The sequence below is a fragment of the Halobacteria archaeon AArc-dxtr1 genome, from assembly GCA_025517425.1.
Lineage (GTDB): Archaea > Halobacteriota > Halobacteria > Halobacteriales > Natrialbaceae > Halostagnicola.
Genome location: JAOPJY010000003.1, coordinates 102,927 through 121,501, shown reverse-complemented (window position 1 = coordinate 121,501; position 18,575 = coordinate 102,927). Strand labels below are relative to the sequence as shown.

General features: G+C 61.8%; 20 protein-coding genes, 1 tRNA gene and 1 pseudogene. 12 read left to right on the top strand and 10 right to left on the bottom strand.

Annotation, left to right across the window (positions count from 1 at the left end):
- Positions 1 to 13 precede the first annotated feature (13 nt).
- Positions 14 to 811: an N-acyl homoserine lactonase family protein gene (locus OB905_12425; GenBank protein MCU4926775.1), complete on the top strand. Its 798-nt coding sequence runs from the start codon at positions 14 to 16 to the stop codon at positions 809 to 811.
- 15 nt (positions 812 to 826) lie between these two features.
- Here the strand turns inward: OB905_12425 and OB905_12420 are convergent, their stop codons facing one another.
- From OB905_12420 to OB905_12405, 4 genes are all read right to left on the bottom strand, one after another.
- Positions 827 to 1,519 carry a cytochrome C biogenesis protein gene (locus OB905_12420; protein ID MCU4926774.1) on the bottom strand — a complete coding sequence of 231 codons (693 nt, stop codon included), beginning with the start codon at positions 1,517 to 1,519 and terminating at the stop codon, positions 827 to 829.
- Between the two features lie 21 nt (positions 1,520 to 1,540).
- On the bottom strand, positions 1,541 to 2,125 hold the full coding sequence (locus tag OB905_12415; protein MCU4926773.1) for a hypothetical protein: 585 nt from the start codon (positions 2,123 to 2,125) through the stop codon (positions 1,541 to 1,543).
- A 170-nt stretch (positions 2,126 to 2,295) separates the two neighbouring features.
- On the bottom strand, positions 2,296 to 3,297 hold the full coding sequence (locus OB905_12410; GenBank protein MCU4926772.1) for an MBL fold metallo-hydrolase: 1,002 nt from the start codon (positions 3,295 to 3,297) through the stop codon (positions 2,296 to 2,298).
- Positions 3,298 to 3,365: 68 nt separating this feature from the next.
- Complete coding sequence (locus OB905_12405) at positions 3,366 to 3,524, bottom strand: hypothetical protein (GenBank protein ID MCU4926771.1); 159 nt, start codon at positions 3,522 to 3,524, stop codon at positions 3,366 to 3,368.
- Positions 3,525 to 3,716: 192 nt separating this feature from the next.
- Here OB905_12405 and OB905_12400 point away from each other — a divergent pair, with 192 nt between their 5' ends.
- Positions 3,717 to 5,093, top strand: coding sequence for a restriction endonuclease (locus OB905_12400; protein ID MCU4926770.1), 1,377 nt, complete (start codon positions 3,717 to 3,719; stop codon positions 5,091 to 5,093).
- A gap of 161 nt (positions 5,094 to 5,254) precedes the next feature.
- On the opposite strand, the gene OB905_12395 is transcribed toward OB905_12400, so the two are convergent.
- Together OB905_12395 and OB905_12390 are read right to left on the bottom strand one after the other, a co-directional pair.
- Positions 5,255 to 5,548 (bottom strand): hypothetical protein, encoded by a 294-nt coding sequence (locus tag OB905_12395; GenBank protein MCU4926769.1) that lies wholly within the window; start codon positions 5,546 to 5,548, stop codon positions 5,255 to 5,257.
- Between the two features lie 498 nt (positions 5,549 to 6,046).
- Positions 6,047 to 6,364, bottom strand: a complete 318-nt coding sequence (locus tag OB905_12390) for a DNA-directed RNA polymerase subunit M (protein ID MCU4926768.1) — start codon at positions 6,362 to 6,364, stop codon at positions 6,047 to 6,049.
- Positions 6,365 to 6,821: 457 nt separating this feature from the next.
- Between OB905_12390 and OB905_12385 the strand changes: the two genes are divergently transcribed.
- Genes OB905_12385 through OB905_12350 form a run of 8 tightly spaced genes read left to right on the top strand, consistent with a single transcriptional unit; the run spans position 6,822 to position 12,154 of the window.
- Positions 6,822 to 7,340, top strand: coding sequence for a transcription factor (locus tag OB905_12385; protein MCU4926767.1), 519 nt, complete (start codon positions 6,822 to 6,824; stop codon positions 7,338 to 7,340).
- Entirely contained in the window at positions 7,341 to 8,033 is a 693-nt protein-coding gene (locus OB905_12380; GenBank protein MCU4926766.1) for a DUF2110 family protein, read from the top strand.
- Positions 8,034 to 8,038: 5 nt separating this feature from the next.
- A complete protein-coding gene (locus tag OB905_12375) occupies positions 8,039 to 8,812 on the top strand; it encodes a DUF5803 family protein (protein ID MCU4926765.1) in 774 nt (257 codons plus the stop codon).
- Positions 8,813 to 8,866: 54 nt separating this feature from the next.
- Positions 8,867 to 9,343, top strand: a complete 477-nt coding sequence (locus OB905_12370) for a hypothetical protein (GenBank protein ID MCU4926764.1) — start codon at positions 8,867 to 8,869, stop codon at positions 9,341 to 9,343.
- Between the two features lie 2 nt (positions 9,344 to 9,345).
- Entirely contained in the window at positions 9,346 to 9,993 is a 648-nt protein-coding gene (locus tag OB905_12365; GenBank protein MCU4926763.1) for a hypothetical protein, read from the top strand.
- On the top strand, positions 9,981 to 10,898 hold the full coding sequence (locus tag OB905_12360) for a hypothetical protein (GenBank protein ID MCU4926762.1): 918 nt from the start codon (positions 9,981 to 9,983) through the stop codon (positions 10,896 to 10,898). Before OB905_12365 ends, OB905_12360 begins: the two co-directional genes overlap by 13 nt.
- Complete coding sequence (locus OB905_12355) at positions 10,891 to 11,337, top strand: hypothetical protein (GenBank protein ID MCU4926761.1); 447 nt, start codon at positions 10,891 to 10,893, stop codon at positions 11,335 to 11,337. The genes OB905_12360 and OB905_12355 overlap by 8 nt, the downstream gene beginning before the upstream one ends.
- Positions 11,330 to 12,154: a hypothetical protein gene (locus OB905_12350; protein MCU4926760.1), complete on the top strand. Its 825-nt coding sequence runs from the start codon at positions 11,330 to 11,332 to the stop codon at positions 12,152 to 12,154. The genes OB905_12355 and OB905_12350 overlap by 8 nt, the downstream gene beginning before the upstream one ends.
- Positions 12,155 to 12,222: 68 nt before the next feature.
- On the opposite strand, the gene OB905_12345 is transcribed toward OB905_12350, so the two are convergent.
- The 4 genes and pseudogenes from OB905_12345 to OB905_12330 all read right to left on the bottom strand — a co-directional run bounded on the left by OB905_12345 (position 12,223) and on the right by OB905_12330 (position 16,944).
- Positions 12,223 to 13,788 carry a type II secretion system F family protein gene (locus OB905_12345; GenBank protein MCU4926759.1) on the bottom strand — a complete coding sequence of 522 codons (1,566 nt, stop codon included), beginning with the start codon at positions 13,786 to 13,788 and terminating at the stop codon, positions 12,223 to 12,225.
- A 473-nt stretch (positions 13,789 to 14,261) separates the two neighbouring features.
- Positions 14,262 to 16,175 (bottom strand): annotated as a pseudogene (locus tag OB905_12340) (type II/IV secretion system ATPase subunit).
- A gap of 378 nt (positions 16,176 to 16,553) precedes the next feature.
- Positions 16,554 to 16,626, bottom strand: a tRNA-Arg gene (locus tag OB905_12335).
- A gap of 15 nt (positions 16,627 to 16,641) precedes the next feature.
- Positions 16,642 to 16,944 carry a twin-arginine translocase TatA/TatE family subunit gene (locus OB905_12330; GenBank protein MCU4926758.1) on the bottom strand — a complete coding sequence of 101 codons (303 nt, stop codon included), beginning with the start codon at positions 16,942 to 16,944 and terminating at the stop codon, positions 16,642 to 16,644.
- Between the two features lie 273 nt (positions 16,945 to 17,217).
- Here OB905_12330 and OB905_12325 point away from each other — a divergent pair, with 273 nt between their 5' ends.
- Together OB905_12325 and OB905_12320 are read left to right on the top strand one after the other, a co-directional pair.
- Positions 17,218 to 17,697 carry a redoxin domain-containing protein gene (locus OB905_12325; GenBank protein MCU4926757.1) on the top strand — a complete coding sequence of 160 codons (480 nt, stop codon included), beginning with the start codon at positions 17,218 to 17,220 and terminating at the stop codon, positions 17,695 to 17,697.
- Positions 17,698 to 17,756: 59 nt separating this feature from the next.
- Positions 17,757 to 18,572 carry an HD domain-containing protein gene (locus tag OB905_12320; GenBank protein MCU4926756.1) on the top strand — a complete coding sequence of 272 codons (816 nt, stop codon included), beginning with the start codon at positions 17,757 to 17,759 and terminating at the stop codon, positions 18,570 to 18,572.
- The last annotated feature ends 3 nt before the right edge of the window (positions 18,573 to 18,575 follow it).

The window sequence follows — 18,575 nt, the reverse complement described above, 5'->3', positions numbered from 1 at the left end:
TCGTCGTCGACATATGGTTGAGGCCACCCTCACCCCGGTCGAACGCGGGACAGTCTCCGCCGATGCGAACGGCGTCTTCGAGGGGCACACCAGAGGAACTGCCAGTGAGCCGAACCCCGAGATCGAACTGCTCGAGGCGCCGGTGTACAACGTCGTCATCGACCACCCAGCGGGGACGATTCTCTGGGATACCGGCTCCCATCCCGACGCCGCCACAGGCCACTGGCCCGCCCCTCTCTACGACGCCTTCAAGCACACCGACTTGCGTCCGCTCGAAGACGACCTGGCGGACGCGGGCTATTCAGTCTCGGACATCGACGCCGTAATCCAGTCACATCTCCACCTCGATCACGCCGGCGGCCTCTACGCCTTCGAGGGCACTGAGACGCCAATCTACGTCCACGAACGCGAGCTGAAGTACGCCTACTACAGCGCGAAAACTGACACCGCAGACGGCGATCCCGCGTACCTCGCCGGCGACTTCGACCGCGACCTCGCCTGGAAGATCGTCCATGGCGATCGCGCCCACGCCTTCGAGGGGATCGAGTTCGTCCGCCTCCCCGGACACACGCCCGGCCTCCTCGGGGTCGTCCTCGAACTCGACGGTACCGGCACGGTCGTCCTCGCGGGCGATCAGGCCTTCCTCCGGGCGAACTACGAGGACGAACACCCGATGGGTGGCGACCTGCTCTGGAGCAAGCGCGACTGGTTCGAGAGTTTGCGGCGAGTCAGAAAGATAGCACGGCGGCAGAACGCGACGGTGATCTGTGGCCACGATCCCGGCGCACCGGAACAGCTTCGGTCGCTGTGAGGACGGTCGGTTCTCTTACAGCAGCGCACCGACGCCGAAGACGACGATCAGGTAGTACAGCGAGACCACGACCAGCACGACACCGACGAACCGGTTGATCGGACCGCTGTACCGCGCGAGCGTCCGGGTGACGCGGCGGCTGTAGGGCTGGGCGAGCACCGCGAACGCCAGCAGGGGTGTGCCGATCCCCAACCCGAAGGCGAGGAAGCCAGCCAGCACCTCGACCTGGGAGTCGAAGGCGGGAAATGCGACCGTCGAGCGGCTGAGAAACAGTGCGATCAGCCCCGGGTTGCAGGGGATGACGATCGCACCGAAAAAGAAGCCGTACCCAAACGCCGACAACGTCGGATACCGGCTGTGAGGCGGCTCGACGGTCGGGAGCCTGGCGAACCCGTTGGGTGCGATCACGAGCGCCGCGCCGACAACCGCTAGCACGGCGAACGCGATCGGTGAGAGCAGGGTGACGGCGCCCGAGACGCCGCCCCGGAAGACGGTCGTCCACAGGACACCGACGATCGCCATGAACGTGATGACGCCAGCGACGACGAGCGCGCCGAGCACAGCAACTGACGGACTGCGAGATCGGTCCCCGGTCGCAGCCAAGTATGCGAGAAAGCTCGGGTAGAGCGGGAGGACACACGAGGCCGTCAGCGGCGTGGCGAGGCCGAGCAAGAAGAACTCGATCAGAGAGGCGGTCGTTGACGTCATCTGTAAGACTTTCGAGACCGCTTAGCAGTGCTCTGTCAGAACCGAGGCGAGCGCCTCGGCGTCGACGACCTTCTCGAGGCGGTAGGTTTGGCCGCCAGGACAGACGACGATCACCGGCGACGCGGCGCTTGACGTGACTTCCTGGTCGAAATCACCGACGAGGCTGCCGATGACGGCGTCCGGTGCGATGCCGAATCGCCAGTCGAACCCCTCTTCGTCAGCGTGATCGCGAACCGCCTCACGACTCTCGTAGGGATCGGTCGTCAGATCGACGATTTCGACGTCCTCTTGCTCGTACAGCGCGGCGAACTGATCGTGCTGGGAGGCACACACCGCACAGCCGATCGCGAACGTGTGTACCACGGTCGGACGATCGAACTCGTCGATTCGAAACTCGGCGTCGCCCGTCACGTCTTCGAGCATTGCCGTCCGCCAGGTGGCGTCCGCGGCGACGTCAACCGGGTCGGGATCGATGGCGTTGCCGTCGTCGTCCTCGGACCCGCCGTCGTCGTCGCCGAAACAGCCGGCGAGGCCACCACTCGCGCTCGCGCCCAGCCCGCACAGTAGCGTCCGCCGCGTGACTCGGGTTCCTCGACGTTTGAGCATCTACTGTGTCCTACGAAACACACGGGTACAACGGTTGTGGTACACACGTCGATTCAGTCACGATCTACTTTCTGCCCTCGCCTCTTCGGGTGTCTCAGACGGTTCGCGTCTCGGGCCGGTCCGTGAACTGAACGAGTGGGGGACCGGTAGGATACACGAGCGCAGAGCCGTTAGGATGGTGGTAACTCGCCGGGCCCGCGAATCGTCGGTATCAGGGTCTCGAGGTCGATCTCATCCGCGCCACGCAGCCGGTACTCCCCGTCGTCGACCGTCGCGACGTCTTCTGCGACGAGGTGGTCGAGGTGGGCGTACGCCTCTCCGGGTCCGTGTTTGATGTGGATCCCCTCGAGATCACCGAAGAGGTGGGCGCTGACTGTCCAGGCGTCGGCTGGACCGTACTCGGTGAGCACGTCGACTACCCGTTCGGTTCGGTCGCGGTGGTGGTCGACGATCTCGCGGATCCGGGCCGTCGGCTCGTCGATCGGGTCACGGTGACCGGGCCAGAGCCGGTCGTAGTCTCGGTCGGCGATCCGCTGCAGCGAGTCGATGTACGTCGCGAGCGGGCGCTCGACGCGGACGTCTGCGCCGCCGACGTTCGGCGTGTAGACGGGGAGAATGGCGTCGCCGACGAACGCCTCGTTTCGGTCGGCGATCTCGAAGCAACAGAGCCCGGCCGTGTGGCCCGGCGCGTGCACTACGTCGAGCGCGTGTCCGCCAACATCGATGGTGTCTCCGTCCGCAATCCGTGTCACTGACGCCGGCTCGCCGAGGATGCGGCTCGCTCCCTCGAGAAAGGCGAGTAATTCGTCTCGCTTTGCGTCCGGAACCCCCCACGCCTCGAGCGCGGCCAGCCTGCGCTCGTCGAACGCCGCGACGTCACCCGCTTCCCGGGCCACGAGCGGTGCGTCGGCCTCGTGGACGTAGACGGTGGCGTCGCTCTCGGCCTGAATCTCGCCGGCGAGACCGGCGTGGTCGGGGTGAAAGTGCGTGAGGACGATCGCGTCGACGTCGGCGAAGGCGTAGCCACGCTCTGTGAGTCCCTCTCGGAGCTGATCGCGGACGTCGTCGGTGCCGACTCCCGTGTCGACGAGCGCGAGATCGTCGCTCCCTTCGACCACGTACGCGTTGTTCTCGCCCTCGAACGCCTCGCTGTTCAGCGAGATGCGGTCCATGCTGGCACCACGCGAGCGACCGCCATAATCGGTCCGATACCAGGGCCGCAACGACGCCGTAGCTCGGATTACTCGCCCGTGGCAGCGGTCCGTGAACGCAGCCAGCTACGAACGCGATCGGAGTAGACGCCGATACCAAGTCCGGCGACGAACGCGAGATAGCTCGGAACGAGGACCCAGACGAGATTCGGGTGTTCGGTGCCGGCGTGCAGTGGAATGTCCAACATCTACCTGATCGTCGGTGGAGATCGTGGTAAATCTATCGCTCCGAACAAATATTCGTCAGTACGCGTTACAGATTCGAACGATCGCACTCCGCTAGACCAGTATCGTCGAATGTGGTCTGTGTAACTGTCGCCAGCTGGGATCTGCCTGCCAGTCGTCAACGTATTTACCGCCCGCACAACATGATCAGAGCGATGACCGAGGCGGCGCTGCTCGACGACCTCTCCGGGTTCGAGTTCGAGGACGTGATGGAAGACGTGTTCAGAAAGCTCGGCTACGAGAACGTTCGGCAGGCCGAGCGGACGGCCGATATGGGACGGGACATCGTTATGGAGGAGGTCGTCGACGGCACCCACCGGGCCGTCGTCGTCGAGTGCAAACACACCGACGCGGTCAGTCGCCCCGTCGTCCAGAAGCTCCACTCTGCGGTCGCGACGTACGACTTTGACGGCCCGAAACGCGGCATAGTCGCGACAACCGGCCGGTTTACCGCCCCTGCCCGGGAGTACGCCGCCGATCTGCGGGCTGCAGGCGATCCGCATCCGATCGAACTCGTCGACGGCACCGACCTGCGCGAACTGGCCGACGAGGTCGGTCTCGACCTCTACAACGGACGCATCGAGATCATCTGCGAGGAGACGCTTCGCCCGCTCGACCCCACGGGATCGGTCGCGGACCCCGTCCGGGAGGCGTTTCGCGGCGTCGAGAATCTCGACGCTGCGGTGGAGCTGCCGTCGCCACGCTCCAGCGTCGCGTTCGAGCCCGTCGTCACGATCACAGCTGAGGTAGACGCCGTCTTCGAGACCGCCGTCGGCGTCGTCCACCGGGTCGACGAGACGGAGACGGTCGCCGTCCGGGCCGTGCGAGGACAGCCGGCCGTGCTTCGGGGCCCTGTCCGCCGGCTCGTCTCCGAACACCGCCACCGGACGACCGACCTCGACGAGTCCCGGTTCGCCGAGATCTTCGACGACGTGGCGGTCACCCGATTCGGTCGCACCGAGACTGAGTACAAGGAGTGGGCTGTCGACCGATTTCGCGAGCGCCACACGGCGACCGTCTCCTACACCGGCGACAACAACGTCACCTACACCAAGACCTGCGAGCCGCGCCAGTCCGACGTCTCCGTCCAGTCGATCACTCCCGTCTACGTCCCCCGGGTTCGCCAGGCGGTCGAGGTAGGTGAGTACCGCTACCCCTACGCCTACTACGCGGCGGGCCCCTCGCGGGTGACGACCGAGGACGGAATCCGACGCTGTGTCCACTGCGGGACTGACGATAGCGACGCGACCTACACCTACTGCGACAACTGCGGGAGCATCAACTGCGCGGACCACATCCGGACCGAGCGCCTGGAGAGTGAGCCGGTCTGTACCGGCTGTGCGGTTACCGAGCGCTTTGCGCTTAAGACGAAGTACTTCTACGACGAGGACAATCGGGAGGCGTTCCAGGCCGAGTACGAGGCGATGGCCCTCCACGAGAAGGTTCGGGAGAATCCGGCGCTGCTCGCTGGGTTGGTGGCTTTCGGGCTGGTTGTGCTCGTCGGGATTCTCTCGAGCGTGGGCGTCGTCTGAGCAGCTCTCACGGCCGTTCTCGGCCGCCGATTCCGTATCGGTTATCGGTAGCGCAGTTGCCGAAGCGACGCTCAATCTGTCCGAGATCCGCTAACAGTCGGTTACTGAATTAAGGTCTGGATGCAGCATTCGTTCAGCGTTCATTTTCATGCCACTGAGTCTTACTGAGCCCGAATCTGGGCGATGCTGAGGGCAATAGTGGCAAGCACTCCAACACCCGACGCCATCAGTAGTATTGCAGCTATTGAGGTAGTAGTCATCGCAAGCGCATCAAGAAACCACAGCAAAGCCAGCGCAGTTAGAGCAAATACGCCCGTTACGTCAGTAGCGCCAGAGGGTACGTCCCGATTGTCGCCCTCCCAAGAACGACGCCGGTATCTGTCGGTTACGACCACGAGTGCCGTCACCGCAAACACGAATAGGACACCTGTTACAATCGGCGATTCGGCAAGCATGACAGTGTATCAGATATGTTTCTTATTGAAATTACTGAACTGAGCATCTCAATTCTGACTTTGTTTGAGTTGGCAACACACTGTGGCGTCTCTGACGGTCTCGCCGGCGTTGTTGCTCCCCAGGCTCCAGAACTCTATGGAACATACGCGCCCTGTGTTCAGAACAATCTTCTGAATACCTACCAGACCAGAGAGACCGTTCAGCGTTCATCAAGCCTGTGAATTGAGTGGTTTGGGTTACCGAGGAGTCCGACCACTGCCCCGTCTTCGGTTCCGCTTCTGGAACTCGAGTGTTCCAACGACAACCGCACCGATAACCAGGGAATGAACATTCCAACAACGGCTCTTGTGACAGCGGTTGTCAATAGCCTCACGAACGTTGTGGGAGTTGGTTTGGAGTCGATGTGTGGGCTCCTCGAGACCGAGTAATCCCGGGAGTTGAGGGTCTTCTGTGGCGGTCTGTGCAGATGTAAGCGGCGGGCTTGGCGAAATACGCCGTCAAGACTCGCGCCACTTGTGGCCACACTCGACGCAGGTGAACAGCCGAACCTCGTAGGAGCCGCCCGGCTTCGGCATCATCTCGGAGTAGGCCCGGTCGCCGTCGCAGTCCCCGGCCGGGCAGGGCTCCTGCATCGTCTCGGTGGTGCCCTGGGTCGCGTCGGCTACGGCCGGTGCCCCGCCGTCCCGCTGTCCATCCCGGGTCGCCATCGCCGCTTCTGCTTGCGAGTCCCGCGGCTCCTCGTTCTCACAGGAGCGACACACCCACGTGTCGCCCTCCGTGTGCATGATCGAACCGCACTCGCCACAGAATTGCATATATAATAGGAATACGCGGGTGTCGAATATATGCGTTAACTTCCGATCCGTCGTGGATTTCAGGAACTGGCCATGGGGTGTCGTAGATATGGCTCAGAATCTCGAGACGAACGTGGACGTCGGTGTCGGAGTCATCACGAAACGGTAAGGCCGTTTCGAACGACCTGCTTTTGGTCCAGCTTTTACCGAGCGAACGAGCGCAGCGTAACAGGTTGGTCTCCACCCTTCCGGCGACCGGAGCCCTTTTACCACCGTAGCGAAGAGGTGACGGTAGGCGGCACGGTCTGGCAGCACCTTTCAGCCCACGTGGTTTCCACGTGTGGCCACCGCTGACGGACCTACCCCGTCTCTCTAACATTGACGAGCAACTGCTCTCGGTTCCCGCCCACGTGATGGCCAACGCCAACCGCGAGCGCGCTCAAAAGACTTAATGGCCGGATGCCGTTACACGTAGGTAATGGCTTTTGAGGACCTGCTCGAAGATCCAGTCATCCAGAAGTACTTACACGAGCTGGTCGGTCCCACGGGGATGCCCGTCGCGGCGGCACCGCCGGACGGGGAAGTGACCGACGAGGAGCTTGCGGAGTCGCTCGATCTCGAGTTAAACGACGTGCGGCGGGCCCTGTTTATTCTCTACGAGAACGATCTCGCCACCTACCGACGCCTGCGAGACGAGGACTCGGGCTGGCTCACCTACCTCTGGACGTTCGAATACGAGAACATTCCGGAGAACCTAGAAGAGGAGATGTACCGGCTCCACGACGCTTTGGAGGACCGCCGGGAGTACGAGCGAAATCACGAGTTCTACCTCTGTGAGATCTGCTCGATCCGGTTCGAGTTCGGCGAGGCGATGGACTTTGGTTTCGAGTGTCCGGAGTGTGGCTCGCCCGTCGAATCGATGGACAACAATCGCTTGGTCGATTCGATGGACGACCGTCTCGCACAGCTCGAGGACGAACTCAACGTGGACGCCTAGATGGTCGTACTCGCAACCAAAGTCTACGTCGAGGGCGACGCCCGCGAGCGAACGCTCGACTCGCTTCGCTCGCTCGTAGACAACGAGATCGGCGAGCTGGACGTCTCCTACGAGATCGGCGTCCGCCACGACGACTTCCCCTCGGTGACGATCGAGGGCGACGACGCGACGGTCGCTCGCAACGTCCTTCGGGAGGCGTTCGGCGAGATCGTCCCGGACCTCGAACCGGGCGAGACCTACGTCGGAACGCTCGCGTCCTGGGACGAGGACGGCTTCGTTCTCGACGCCGGACAGGACGACGGCGTCCGGATTTCAACTGACGAACTCGAGCTCGGTCCCGGATCGGCGACTCAGATCCGCGACCGGTACGGGCTGGTCCAGCACATGCCGCTGCGGTTCGTCTACGGCGACGCGGACGCCGAGGGCGGCGCACCCTCCCGGCTCGCCGACGAAGAGCGCGACCGACTCTACGAATGGACGCGAGGTGACGGCAGACTGAACGTCAACAGCGCCACTCGCGCCGAGGTACGGGCGACGCTCAACCGCGCCGGTCATGCCCAGGACTACGTCACCGTCGAGCGGATCGGCCTGTTAGAACAGAGCGTGATCTGCACGGAAGATACGGATCCACCGGGCTTGCTCGCGAGCATCGGCGAGTATCTGCCGGCAGAGCTGCGGTGTGTCGTCCCCTGACCGGTATGAATCGCCGACTCGCACTCGCTACCGTCGCTGTCGTTGCCCTGATCGGACTCGCGGGCTGTACGGCGCTGTTCAGCGGCATCTCCGACGAGGATCTCGACCGAGATCAGGAGTACGACGATCTCCGCGAGGAGAACGCGACGGTCGCCGTCGACATCGAGGGCGGCGGGATACTGAGCAGCGGCGAGTTTCGCGCCGTGTACGACCTAAACGAGACCGACGAGCTCTCGATGTACCAGGAAGGGTTCTACAGCGACAGCGCTCTCAATATCCACAGCGTTCGCTACTGGTACCCAGACAACGGAACGGAGCTGACGGGCTCTGAGCTCGAGATCGACCAGGGCGATACCAGCACGGACGTTGTGGTGCCAGACGGGAACGGAACGCTCGCGATCTCCGGACCGTCGGATCGGAACAGCTTCCAGCTACCCGCGTACGTCGAAGGGTCGTACGTCGTCTATCTCCCCGAAGATCAGCGAACCTCGAACTTCCTGTTCGGAAGCGCCAGTCCGAGTGGCTACGATCGCGAGATCGTCGACAGCCAGGAGCGACTCTCCTGGGAGCAGCTCGATAGCACGATCTCGCTGCAGTACTACACGGCTGGAAACGTCGCGATCTTCCTTGGCGTCGCGGGAGTGCTCGTCGTCTTCGGTGGCGCTGGGGCCCTCTACTACTATCGGCAGATGAAACGACTGCGCGAACAGCGCGAGGAGCTGGGACTCGACGTCGACTTGGACGACGACGGAGACGAGCCGCCACCCGGGCTCAAGTGACGTCCACATTTTTATTGGAGAACGAGGGAACCCCGGCATTGGAGCACCTCGACGATGCTGGATCCCACTGGACGAAGGCGAGACGGGAATCGGAATCACGAGCGCGGACAGACGACGCTCGATCTGGCGATCAGTACATCTCTCGTTTTGCTGATTACGATCTCCGTCCTCGCGACAGCGACACAACTGACCGTCCCGTCCGGAGACGAACGGTCGACACCCCCCGCTACATCACTCACTGGCGACCGAATTGCTGACCACCTCGTAGCAGATCTCAGCGCCGATCCCGGAGCCGAACGACCACTCGACCGGGAGGCCGTTGTGGCCTTCTTCGATGGACGTGACGACCGTCTCGGAACCGAACTTCCTGGAGACCACGACCGAATCAACGTCTCCGTGACCGATCTCGACGGTGGAGCGACCGTCGGCGAGCGCGGGCTCCCCATTCCCGACGACCGTAGAACGGCGACCTCGGCTCGAGCCGTTCAGTACAACGAATCGGCCCACTGGCTCTCCGTCGTGGTGTGGTGACGATGGATACACGAGGACAGGCGCTGACGCTCGAAGCCACACTCACGTCCCTCTTGCTCGTCACTAGCCTGGCTCTTGCACTACAGCTGACCGCCGGCTCGACGCTCGAGACGGGCGCTGACCAACACGAGTGCCAAGAGACTCACGAAGAGCTCGGGACCCAACTGCTACGAACAGCGAGTGCCGACGGAACCCTCTCTGCCGTCGTCCGCTTCTGGAACGAAAGCGAGGGGCGGTTCGAAGGAAGCTACTCCACCGAGACGGGATATACGGATGGCATTCCAGGCGACCCAGAGACGGGGTCCGATCGACCCTCAGAGATCGATTTACCCTCTGAGACGAATCACGCCGCCGTTCTCTCGTTCGGATCGACGCTCGAATCGACGTTCTCTGACGACGTTGCATACAACGTACGGATCAATTACGTCGGTGAAAACGGAACACGCCGAACACAGCACCTCGTCGACCAGGGCACGCCAAGTGAGAGTGCGGTGACGGCAACGCAGCTCGTCACGCTGTTCGACGACGAACCACTCACCACTGACTCGCTCTCGTTATCGAACTCACAGACGTTCTTTGCAGTGAACGCCGACGAGCACAGTCCCGTGTACCAGGTCCTGGAGGTGGAACTCCACATATGGCGCCGATAGCCCACCGCAAGGACGGCGGTGATCTCCGGCATCCGACGAGCGAGCGCGCTCAGCTGTTCGTCGTCGTCGGAATCGTTCTTGCCATGGCTGTGCTCGCACTCGCGATCACCCTCGTCGAGGTAGACCGCGTCGTCGACGAGCATCGGAGTGAGGTCACTCACGACGCGTCTGCGGCGCTCGAGTTCGTCGCCGCCGTCGAACGCGAAAGTCAGACACTGCTTCAGACTGCGATCGACGAACACGACGGCGTCGATCAACAGGTATCTGCATTCTCGACGGCGCTCGACGCGTGGATCGAACAGGTACGTACTCACTACGCCTCACGCGGAGCGTACGTCGACGTCGTAATTGATCGCGACCCGGCTCACGAAACGCTGGTCAGACAAAACGAGACGGCACCGGTAACGAGTGCGACCGGAGAGGGAAACTGGACCGTCGTGACTGCGGCAAACGCTGTGGCGTACGCGCTGACCATCGACGAGATCGATGAGTCAGGAACGGGCGCATTTCGACTGCTCGTCGAATCGGACCGAAACGAATCTCGGTGGCTGTCGGTCCACGAACGCGAGTCCACGACCGTCACAGATCACGAGGGCAACGAGTGGACTACCAACGGCAGCGTGACCGTCGATTTTGACGCTGGAACACTCAATGGCGACGATCACCCGGCAGCACAGTTACTCGATGGGCTCCGGGACTACGACGTTCGTTACGAGAACGCAAACCGGGTCCGTGGAACGTACGCTCTCGTCGTCGACGATGAGGCCGAAATTTCGGGCGTCGGTGGTGACGAGGAGAAATTGCACACGAGTGACGTACTCTCCGGTGTCGACCTCGAGGTTCGGTACGAGAGCTATCGGCTCCAGTACGCGTCGACTACCACTCTGGAGGCAGGCGATGGCTGAGCGCGCTGTCTCGACCGTCGTCGGATACGCGATTGGAATCGTCGTCGTTGCGATCCTCGCGGTCAGCCTCTCGATGGCTGCAAACGGGCTGGTCGAGACCCAACAGGAGCGAGCGACCGAGGCAAAACTCGGCGTGTACGCAGAGCAACTGGCGGCCGATATCGAGACGGCTGACAGGCTGGCCCAGCAGGGAGACGGGGCGAACGTCTCCGTCGCAACGGAGCTTCCACAGACAATCGGTACTGAACGGTACGCGATCACGATCACTGTAGTGGACGAACAACCCTCCCTTCGGTTCGAACTGCACCGCTCTTCCAGTGCGGTCGAACGCGGTCTCGCGACGACGACTCCGATCGAACTCACCACTGTCCGCGGTGGGTCGGTAATGACGACCGTCGACGCTAGTTCCGATCAACGGATGGTGATCAGCCGTGCCTGAGCGAGCGACGAGCGAGGTGCTCGGGTACGCACTCCTGTTCGGGCTAATAACTCTCTCTGCGAGCGCACTGTTTCTCGTTGGAGCGACGTCGCTAGACGAGGTTCGCGAGGACAGCGCGATCCAGAACGGACAGCAAACGCTCGAGGAGCTTGCGATGACCATCGACGATCACATAGCACAGGGTGTTCAGCGACGATCGACTCCCGTTGGGATCGGCGAGGGAGCGATCGGATTTGACCGGACAGCCCACATCGAGGTGACGGTTGTACAGCACGAACCCGACGCCGAGTTGCACGCCGAAACGTTTGCTACGGGAGACAGCTACACCGGAACGATCGACCCGGTCACGTACATCCCCCCAGGAGCGACACCACCGACCGAATCTGGCGGCACCAATGCCGAGTCGGCAGTTGTCTACGCAAACGGCGCCGTCTCCCGCGAAGGAGGTGCTGGCAACGAGTGGCTCCGAGAACCGAGATTACGGGTTAGCACGGAGTTCTCGATGATTCCCCTCATCGAAACCACAGGCACGAACACGACCTGGATGGACGCCACAACGGTAAGCGAAATCACTACCAAGCGAGCCTCGTCACGCCAGCTTCGGTGGGACGGTGAGGAGACCTACGCGGTCGAAATTCGGATACAGACACGGTCCGACCGAGCTGATCTGTGGGCCAACTACATCGAGTCCAGTGAATCGAACGCCACATGTCAACAACAGACGACAAACCGCGACACACTGCGCTGTGTGGCCGTTACGGGCGCGGTCTACGTTCCGACAGTTCGGCTGGACGTTTCGGTCGAAGGGGAACCGTAGACGTCGGGCTATCGAGTCAGGGTCGATTGGACGCAAACAGCGGTATGCCGAGTCGACGCTCCACACCCTCAGGCGATAACCGACCACGTGAGGAGTGCTACGGTGGCCAAACACAGAACGTACTTGAGACCGCTTGCGAGACAGCCATCCCGGAGATAGCCACAGATGAGCCCGGAGACGAACGCCTGTACGGTCAACGTATGGAAAAACAGCAACGAAAGCCGATCTACGTCAAGCGGAGAATCGGGATCTGCACCCGTCGAGTTGGGTGTGAGGTCCAACTCACCCATCGTCTCTAAAAACTGTGTCTGGAGGATCGCGAAGACGACGAGAGCCGTCAGGAACGTCAGAGAGACGATGACGATTTGCGTTCGGGCGCGAGCGACACGGTCCCGTTCGAGCGTCTCGTGGCGCTCGCTCGTCTGTGCTGCGGTCTGGAGTACGGCAGAGAGATTGTTCGAGGCTTCCTGTGCGTGACCCAGAAGCCGGACGGTTCTTGCGAGACGCGGTGTCTGGTACGTGTTTGCGAACTGTACAAGGGCGGGGCGGAGACTGGTTCCGTACGCGACCTTCGTGGTTACGACGTCGAGCTCGCGGGCGAGCAAGCCACGTTCCAGTGTCGAGACGGTCCGGAGTGACTCGAGGAACGTGAGCCCCGTCTCGTTTGCACTCGAGAGGTTCCGAAGGACCGTCGACAGTGTGGCAGTGACTGCGTTTCGGCGCCAAGCGTTCCACTCGTAGACGGTTGCGAGCGGAACGAGGATGAGATAGAGCGGTGTATACACGTACACGGCCGTTCCCCGAACCGGCTCGGCTACGAGCCCAGAGAGCGACCGCGGTGTGAACCCGAGAGCGACCGCGAATGCGAGGAGTACGACCGACGCCGGGACAGTCACGACGAGCGTGGATAGCGGTCGATCGAGAACGAAACGGTGTGGCCGAGCCAGCAGCCGTTTGCGTCGGTGCATCCTCTCCCGGCGCCGAATTCGGTCGAATATCTCGGTGTCTGGAAACGACGATTCAGCGTGGCTGGGACCCTGCCGTCGGCGCCACCCGCCAGTGGGTGACCCGACTTCTCTGTCCTGGTACAGGAATCCGTCACCTGGTTCGTCGGGCGTCACCGCCGAAACGAGGACGAGAAACGCGATCCCAACAAGCGGCGTGAGCCCGTATACAGCCAGATAGAGCAGTTCAGTCTGGACACCGCTACCGGGAATCAGCTGGCCGACGACGATAATGACGAGAAAGAACAGCGGGAACAGTGAGACGGTTAGATACAGCTCTCCCACGAGGTCGAGTGAATCCAGGATTCGCTCCTGACGGCGTCTCGCAGTTCGACTGTAGCGTTCGGTCTCGTCTGCCAGAAATCGCTCAATGTCGCCGCCGCTATCGATCGTCGAGAGCAAGTCGGTTAGGAACTTCGAGAAGTCGTCACTGGGTGTGACCGCCGCTCGGTTCGCAATTGCTGTCCGATAATCGGCGTCAGTGTACCGCGTTTCGAGCAACAGAGTGCGAAACTCGGCGGCGACCTCACCGTAGGCGTCCTCCGCGCCAGCGATCGCCTCGAACAGTTCGAGGTGGTCGAGCGAACCGGTCGAGAGGGCGTACAGAAAGGAAACCGAGTCAGCCAGCAACAGATCGATAGCACGTTTTCGCCGCCTCGCTCGGAGGACTGGAATAGCGATGGGAACAGTACCCCCAAAAGCGAACCCGAGTATCCCGGACAGCAGACCGAACAGGAGTATCGATCCTGTGGCGCCGAGTAGCGTGGATACCGCAAACGCTCTTCCAACGGGAACGACGATGGAGTCTACCCACCCTGGACGGATCTCAGTCGAGGCCAGCGTGTATCCGAGACACGTCCCCAGAAGCCCACATACGATCGCGGAGAGAAGAGCAGTGCCGAGTGCCGTCGCGAGATAGTGTTTGGCGGGCGTGGGAATTCGCGCCTGTGCGAGTACGGTCTCAACACTGACAGTCAGCCGCGCCTCGTCATCGAGTACTCGGTCGACGAGGGGATAGCACACGTCACCGAGAGCAATCGCCGCTCGTGAGCGCGCTTCAGCCCCGTCATCGAGTGGAGTCCATTGGGGACCCATCAGCTCCTCTGCGTCCGGTACTGGGGGAACAGCGACCGATCGGCCTGCGTGAGAATCTCGGTGGCGCGGGCCACGGCGCGGTCACCGGGAATAGGACGCGAATCGAGTGACGAAGATTCCTGGCCACCCCTGATCGAGATGCTCTCCATCGTCCGCAGATCGGCAAATCGACGTCCGAGCGTCCCCGCTGCGAGCAGTGAGAGGATCGTCTCCGAGTCGGCCATAAACGCCTGAATGGTGGTCGCGACTTCTGCGTACCGACGGTAGCCGTTCGCGACGAGGTATGCGAGTACCACCCGGCGTTTGAACAGCTCTCGTTCGAGGCACTTCTGGCTCCAGCCACGGTCATCGCGGATCGAGGCGAGCGTATTCGATCCTCGAATCTCGCGAAAGTCGTCGGTCTCTGGCTGCCAGCGGTAGAGATCACGAACGTTGATCTCGTCGTGTTCGGGATCGTAGTGGTTGATTTCGGTGAGCGAGCGGTTCCGGCGAACGGTCCGTCCGTCGAGATCTGTCTGGGTCTGCACCGAGACCAGATCGAGTGTGGCGAACATCGACTTCGGAACGTCGATCGGTGCCGTGGTAAAGCGCTTTAGTACCTCGTCGACGGAGTCGGCGTGAAATGTCGTCAGCGTCGTGTGGCCGGTCGAGGTGACCTGAAACAACGTCCGACCCTCTTCACCTCGCGTCTCGCCCATCACGAGGTACTCCGGGCGCTGTCGGAGGGCGGCCTCGAGCAGGTCGAACTCGTCGATATCTCCACGCTCGTCGGTTGCAAACGATGGGCGAGTGACGCTTGCAATCCAGTTTCGTTGTGGGAGTTCGACCTCACGGGTGTCTTCGATCGAGACGATTTTCGCGCTCGAGGGGATGAACAACGAGATGGCGTTCAAGCTCGTCGTCTTCCCCGAGGCGGTTCCGCCGGCCAGCAACAGACTGCGCCCGTTCTCGATCGCCAGCCAGAGGACGGCCATCTGATCGAGACTGAATGTACGCCAGTTGATGAGATCGATCGGTGTAAACGGGACGTCGGTGAACTGCCGAATAGTGTAGTTCGTGCCGTGGTCTGCGACGTCGGTCCCGAGCGTGAGCTGTGCTCGAGAGCCGTCGGGAAGCGTCGCATCCACCTGTGGAACGCGCTTGCTGATTCCGTTACCCGACCGTTGTGCGAGTGAAACGACGAAGTCGTCGAGATCGTCCGTCCCGTGAGTCACGTTCGAGACGATCTGCTCGCATGCCGTGTGGTAAACGAAAACCGGCTCACCGTAGCCGTCACAGGAGATATCCTCGACGTTCTCGTCGCGCATGATCGGATCGATACGATCGTAGCCGACGATATCGCGAATGAGATAGTACCGAAGCTTTCGGATCTGGCGCTCGGTGAGCGTGGCTGCCGTGCGATCTACGTTCGAACGCAGGCCGCGATCTGTCGGAAGTGATGGCGCTACGTTCGGTAGCCTGGACCGAAGCCGCTCGAGCAGGCCGGCAGCTTCGTTTCTGCGCTCTCGCTCGCGGAGTCCGTACCGCCGTATCAGCGTCTCCAGTGCTGCCTCGACGACGGCCGCACGCGCTTCGAAACCGTCTGCGTCCCGGATGTGAGCCTCGCCATACGGGATCGTCTCCGAAAGCGTCCGTGAGAGACGCGTTCGTAGCTCCGATTCGACGGCGTCGAGGTGCGGTTCGACGACGTAGTAGCGGGTTTCGTGGGCAGTTTCTGCGTCGAACAGAACGACGAATGCGTAGGGTTTGTTGACCCAGTAGCGGTCGATCTCTCGAAACGAGTCCTTCTTGGCTGGCGGGATGCACCGCTCGAGATCGTCCCGTCCGACGACCGTCTGCATTCCGTCGGCGGTCGAAAAGAAGGCGTCCTCGTCGACGTTCGGGTCCACGTCGACGGTCCGCGCGTCGAGGTGGTCTCCGAGGGTCTGTGCGGTTCCGACGGCAGCCGAGAGTCGGCTCTCGGTCGACGGAACGTCGTTGCTGGCCATTACGCTGGTTGGCCGCGTGATCGTTGAAAAAGTCGAGCCCGATCTCACGGCTCTGAGGCGGTCGTCGTTACACCTGATGGCTGTAGCGTGCAGCAATCCCGTAGTGCCGTAGCAGCTGCTCGCGACAGATTACGGGCGTGACGGGAGTGAGCGAACGCAACGCGTTCGCGAGCTACGTCACGCTCGCGAACGAAGTGAGCGGGCGTGACGGGATTCGAACCGAACCCAGACGTGCTCGCTTCGCTGCGCGCGACTGGTAGGATTCAGGAATCCCGTCATGCCGGTTCGCTCGCCACTACGTGGCTCGCTGCACGGGCGTGACGGGATTCGAACCCGCGATCAGAAGGTTAGGAACCTTCTGCCCTCTCCGCTAGGCCACACGCCCCACCCGAAAAAGGTGTTAGTTCGTCTCGGTCTCCGTCTCGGCGTCGGTGACCGTCTCGTTCTCAGCGCTGACGGGCTCGGTGTCGACGAAGTCGGTCTCGTCGTCCTCGTCGAAGTCTCCCGTCTCACGCATCTCTTCAAGTTCTGTTTCGACCTTCTCACGACCCTTCTGGAACTCGCCCATGGCCTCACCGGTCGACCGAGCCAGCTTCGGGATCTTATTTGCCCCGAACAACAGAATGGCGATGAAGAGGATGATCAGCAGTTCCGGACCCCCGGGTGCACCAGGGATGAACAGCGGTGCGATTTCGGCTACCATCTCTATGCGTGGCTTACCCGCTGGCAATTATAACCTTTTTGGACCACTTAGCTAGCGTCGAGTCAATGGTCATGGGCGGAGTGTGTCACGGAGCGGCCCGCTACCGGTCGAATTCGACCAAAAGCAGGGACTACTCGCCACTCGATCGAGCGTGATAGGTATACCTCTCTAGGTGGCGCGCTCTATCGACGACCACTTCCCACCCACCTGTCACTCTGTGCCATTCCCTCCGCGAACGAAACTGTCTTTCCCGCCGCGCAAGAAGGGACGCACATGCCGACCACCGGCGACTCAGCACCAGCGTTCACCGCACCGCTTGCAAACGGCGACGTCGACTCGTTTAGTCTCGACGAACGCGTCGACGGCGACGCACCGATCGTGCTCGCCTTTTTCCCTGGCGCGTTCACCGGCGTCTGCACGACCGAGATGTGTACGTTCCAGGATCGACTCAGCGCGTTCGAGGCTCTCGACGCAACTGTCTACGGAATCAGCCGTGACTCGCCGTTTACGCTAAACGAGTTCCGCGAGCAGAACGATCTCGAGTTCGGCCTCATCAGCGACCTGAACAAGGAGGTCATCGACGCCTACGACATCGAGATGGACTTCGACGACCTCGGAGTGTACGGCGTCGCCAAGCGATCCGTCTTCGTCGTCGACGGCGACGGCGAGATTACGTACGCGTGGGTTAGCGACGACCCCGGCGTCGAACCCGACTACGACGAAGTCGAGCAAGCAGTCGAAGCAGCAGCGTAACTCCCGGTCGTTCCGTTCTTGTCGCAGGGCTTTTTTTAGTTCCCGACTGACCATCACCTATGAACGAATCGCCTATCGACACAGATCCCCAGCGTGTCTACGACCCCGACGCGAACCACAACTTCCCCGACGAGAAGCTTCACGCCGTTTTGGAGACGATTCAGTCAGACGCCGAGATCGAGACGTACCTCGAAGCCCAAAATATCAACGCGGTCGATCGGATGCAGTACAACGACCACGGCACCAAACACATCGAGATCGTCCGCAACCGGGCGCTGTGTCTGTACGATCTGTTGAAGGCCAGCGACGTCGACTTCAACGGCGCACGCCAGCAGGGACTCGAGGAGGCCGACGAGTCGGTCATCATCTGCCTGGCCGCGACGCTACACGACATCGGACACGTCGTCCATCGAGACGAGCACGCCTACTACTCGATTCCGCTCGCAGCGGACATTTTGGACCGGCTGCTCCCCGAGTTCTACGACCTTTCGGAGACGGTTCGGATGAAAGGGGAGATTCTCCACGCCATCCTCTGTCACCACCGGGCGGAGACGCCACTCACCACCGAGGCGGGACTCATCCGGGTGGCCGACGCCTTAGACATGGAACGGGGTCGCTCGCGGATCCCGTACGAACACGGCGGGCGCGGAATCAACACGCTCTCGAGCCAGGCGATCAAGCGTGTCACACTTCGTGAGGGAGAGACGGCGCCAGTGATGGTCGAAATCGCGATGACCAACGCCGCGGGTGTCTACCAGGTCGATAACTTGCTAAAGCCGAAGGTACAGGGATCGAGACTCGAAGATGAGATTCGGATCGTCGCCGTAAACACAAACGAGGACGAGGAACAACTGGTCGAGCGTATCGAACTCTAAGTC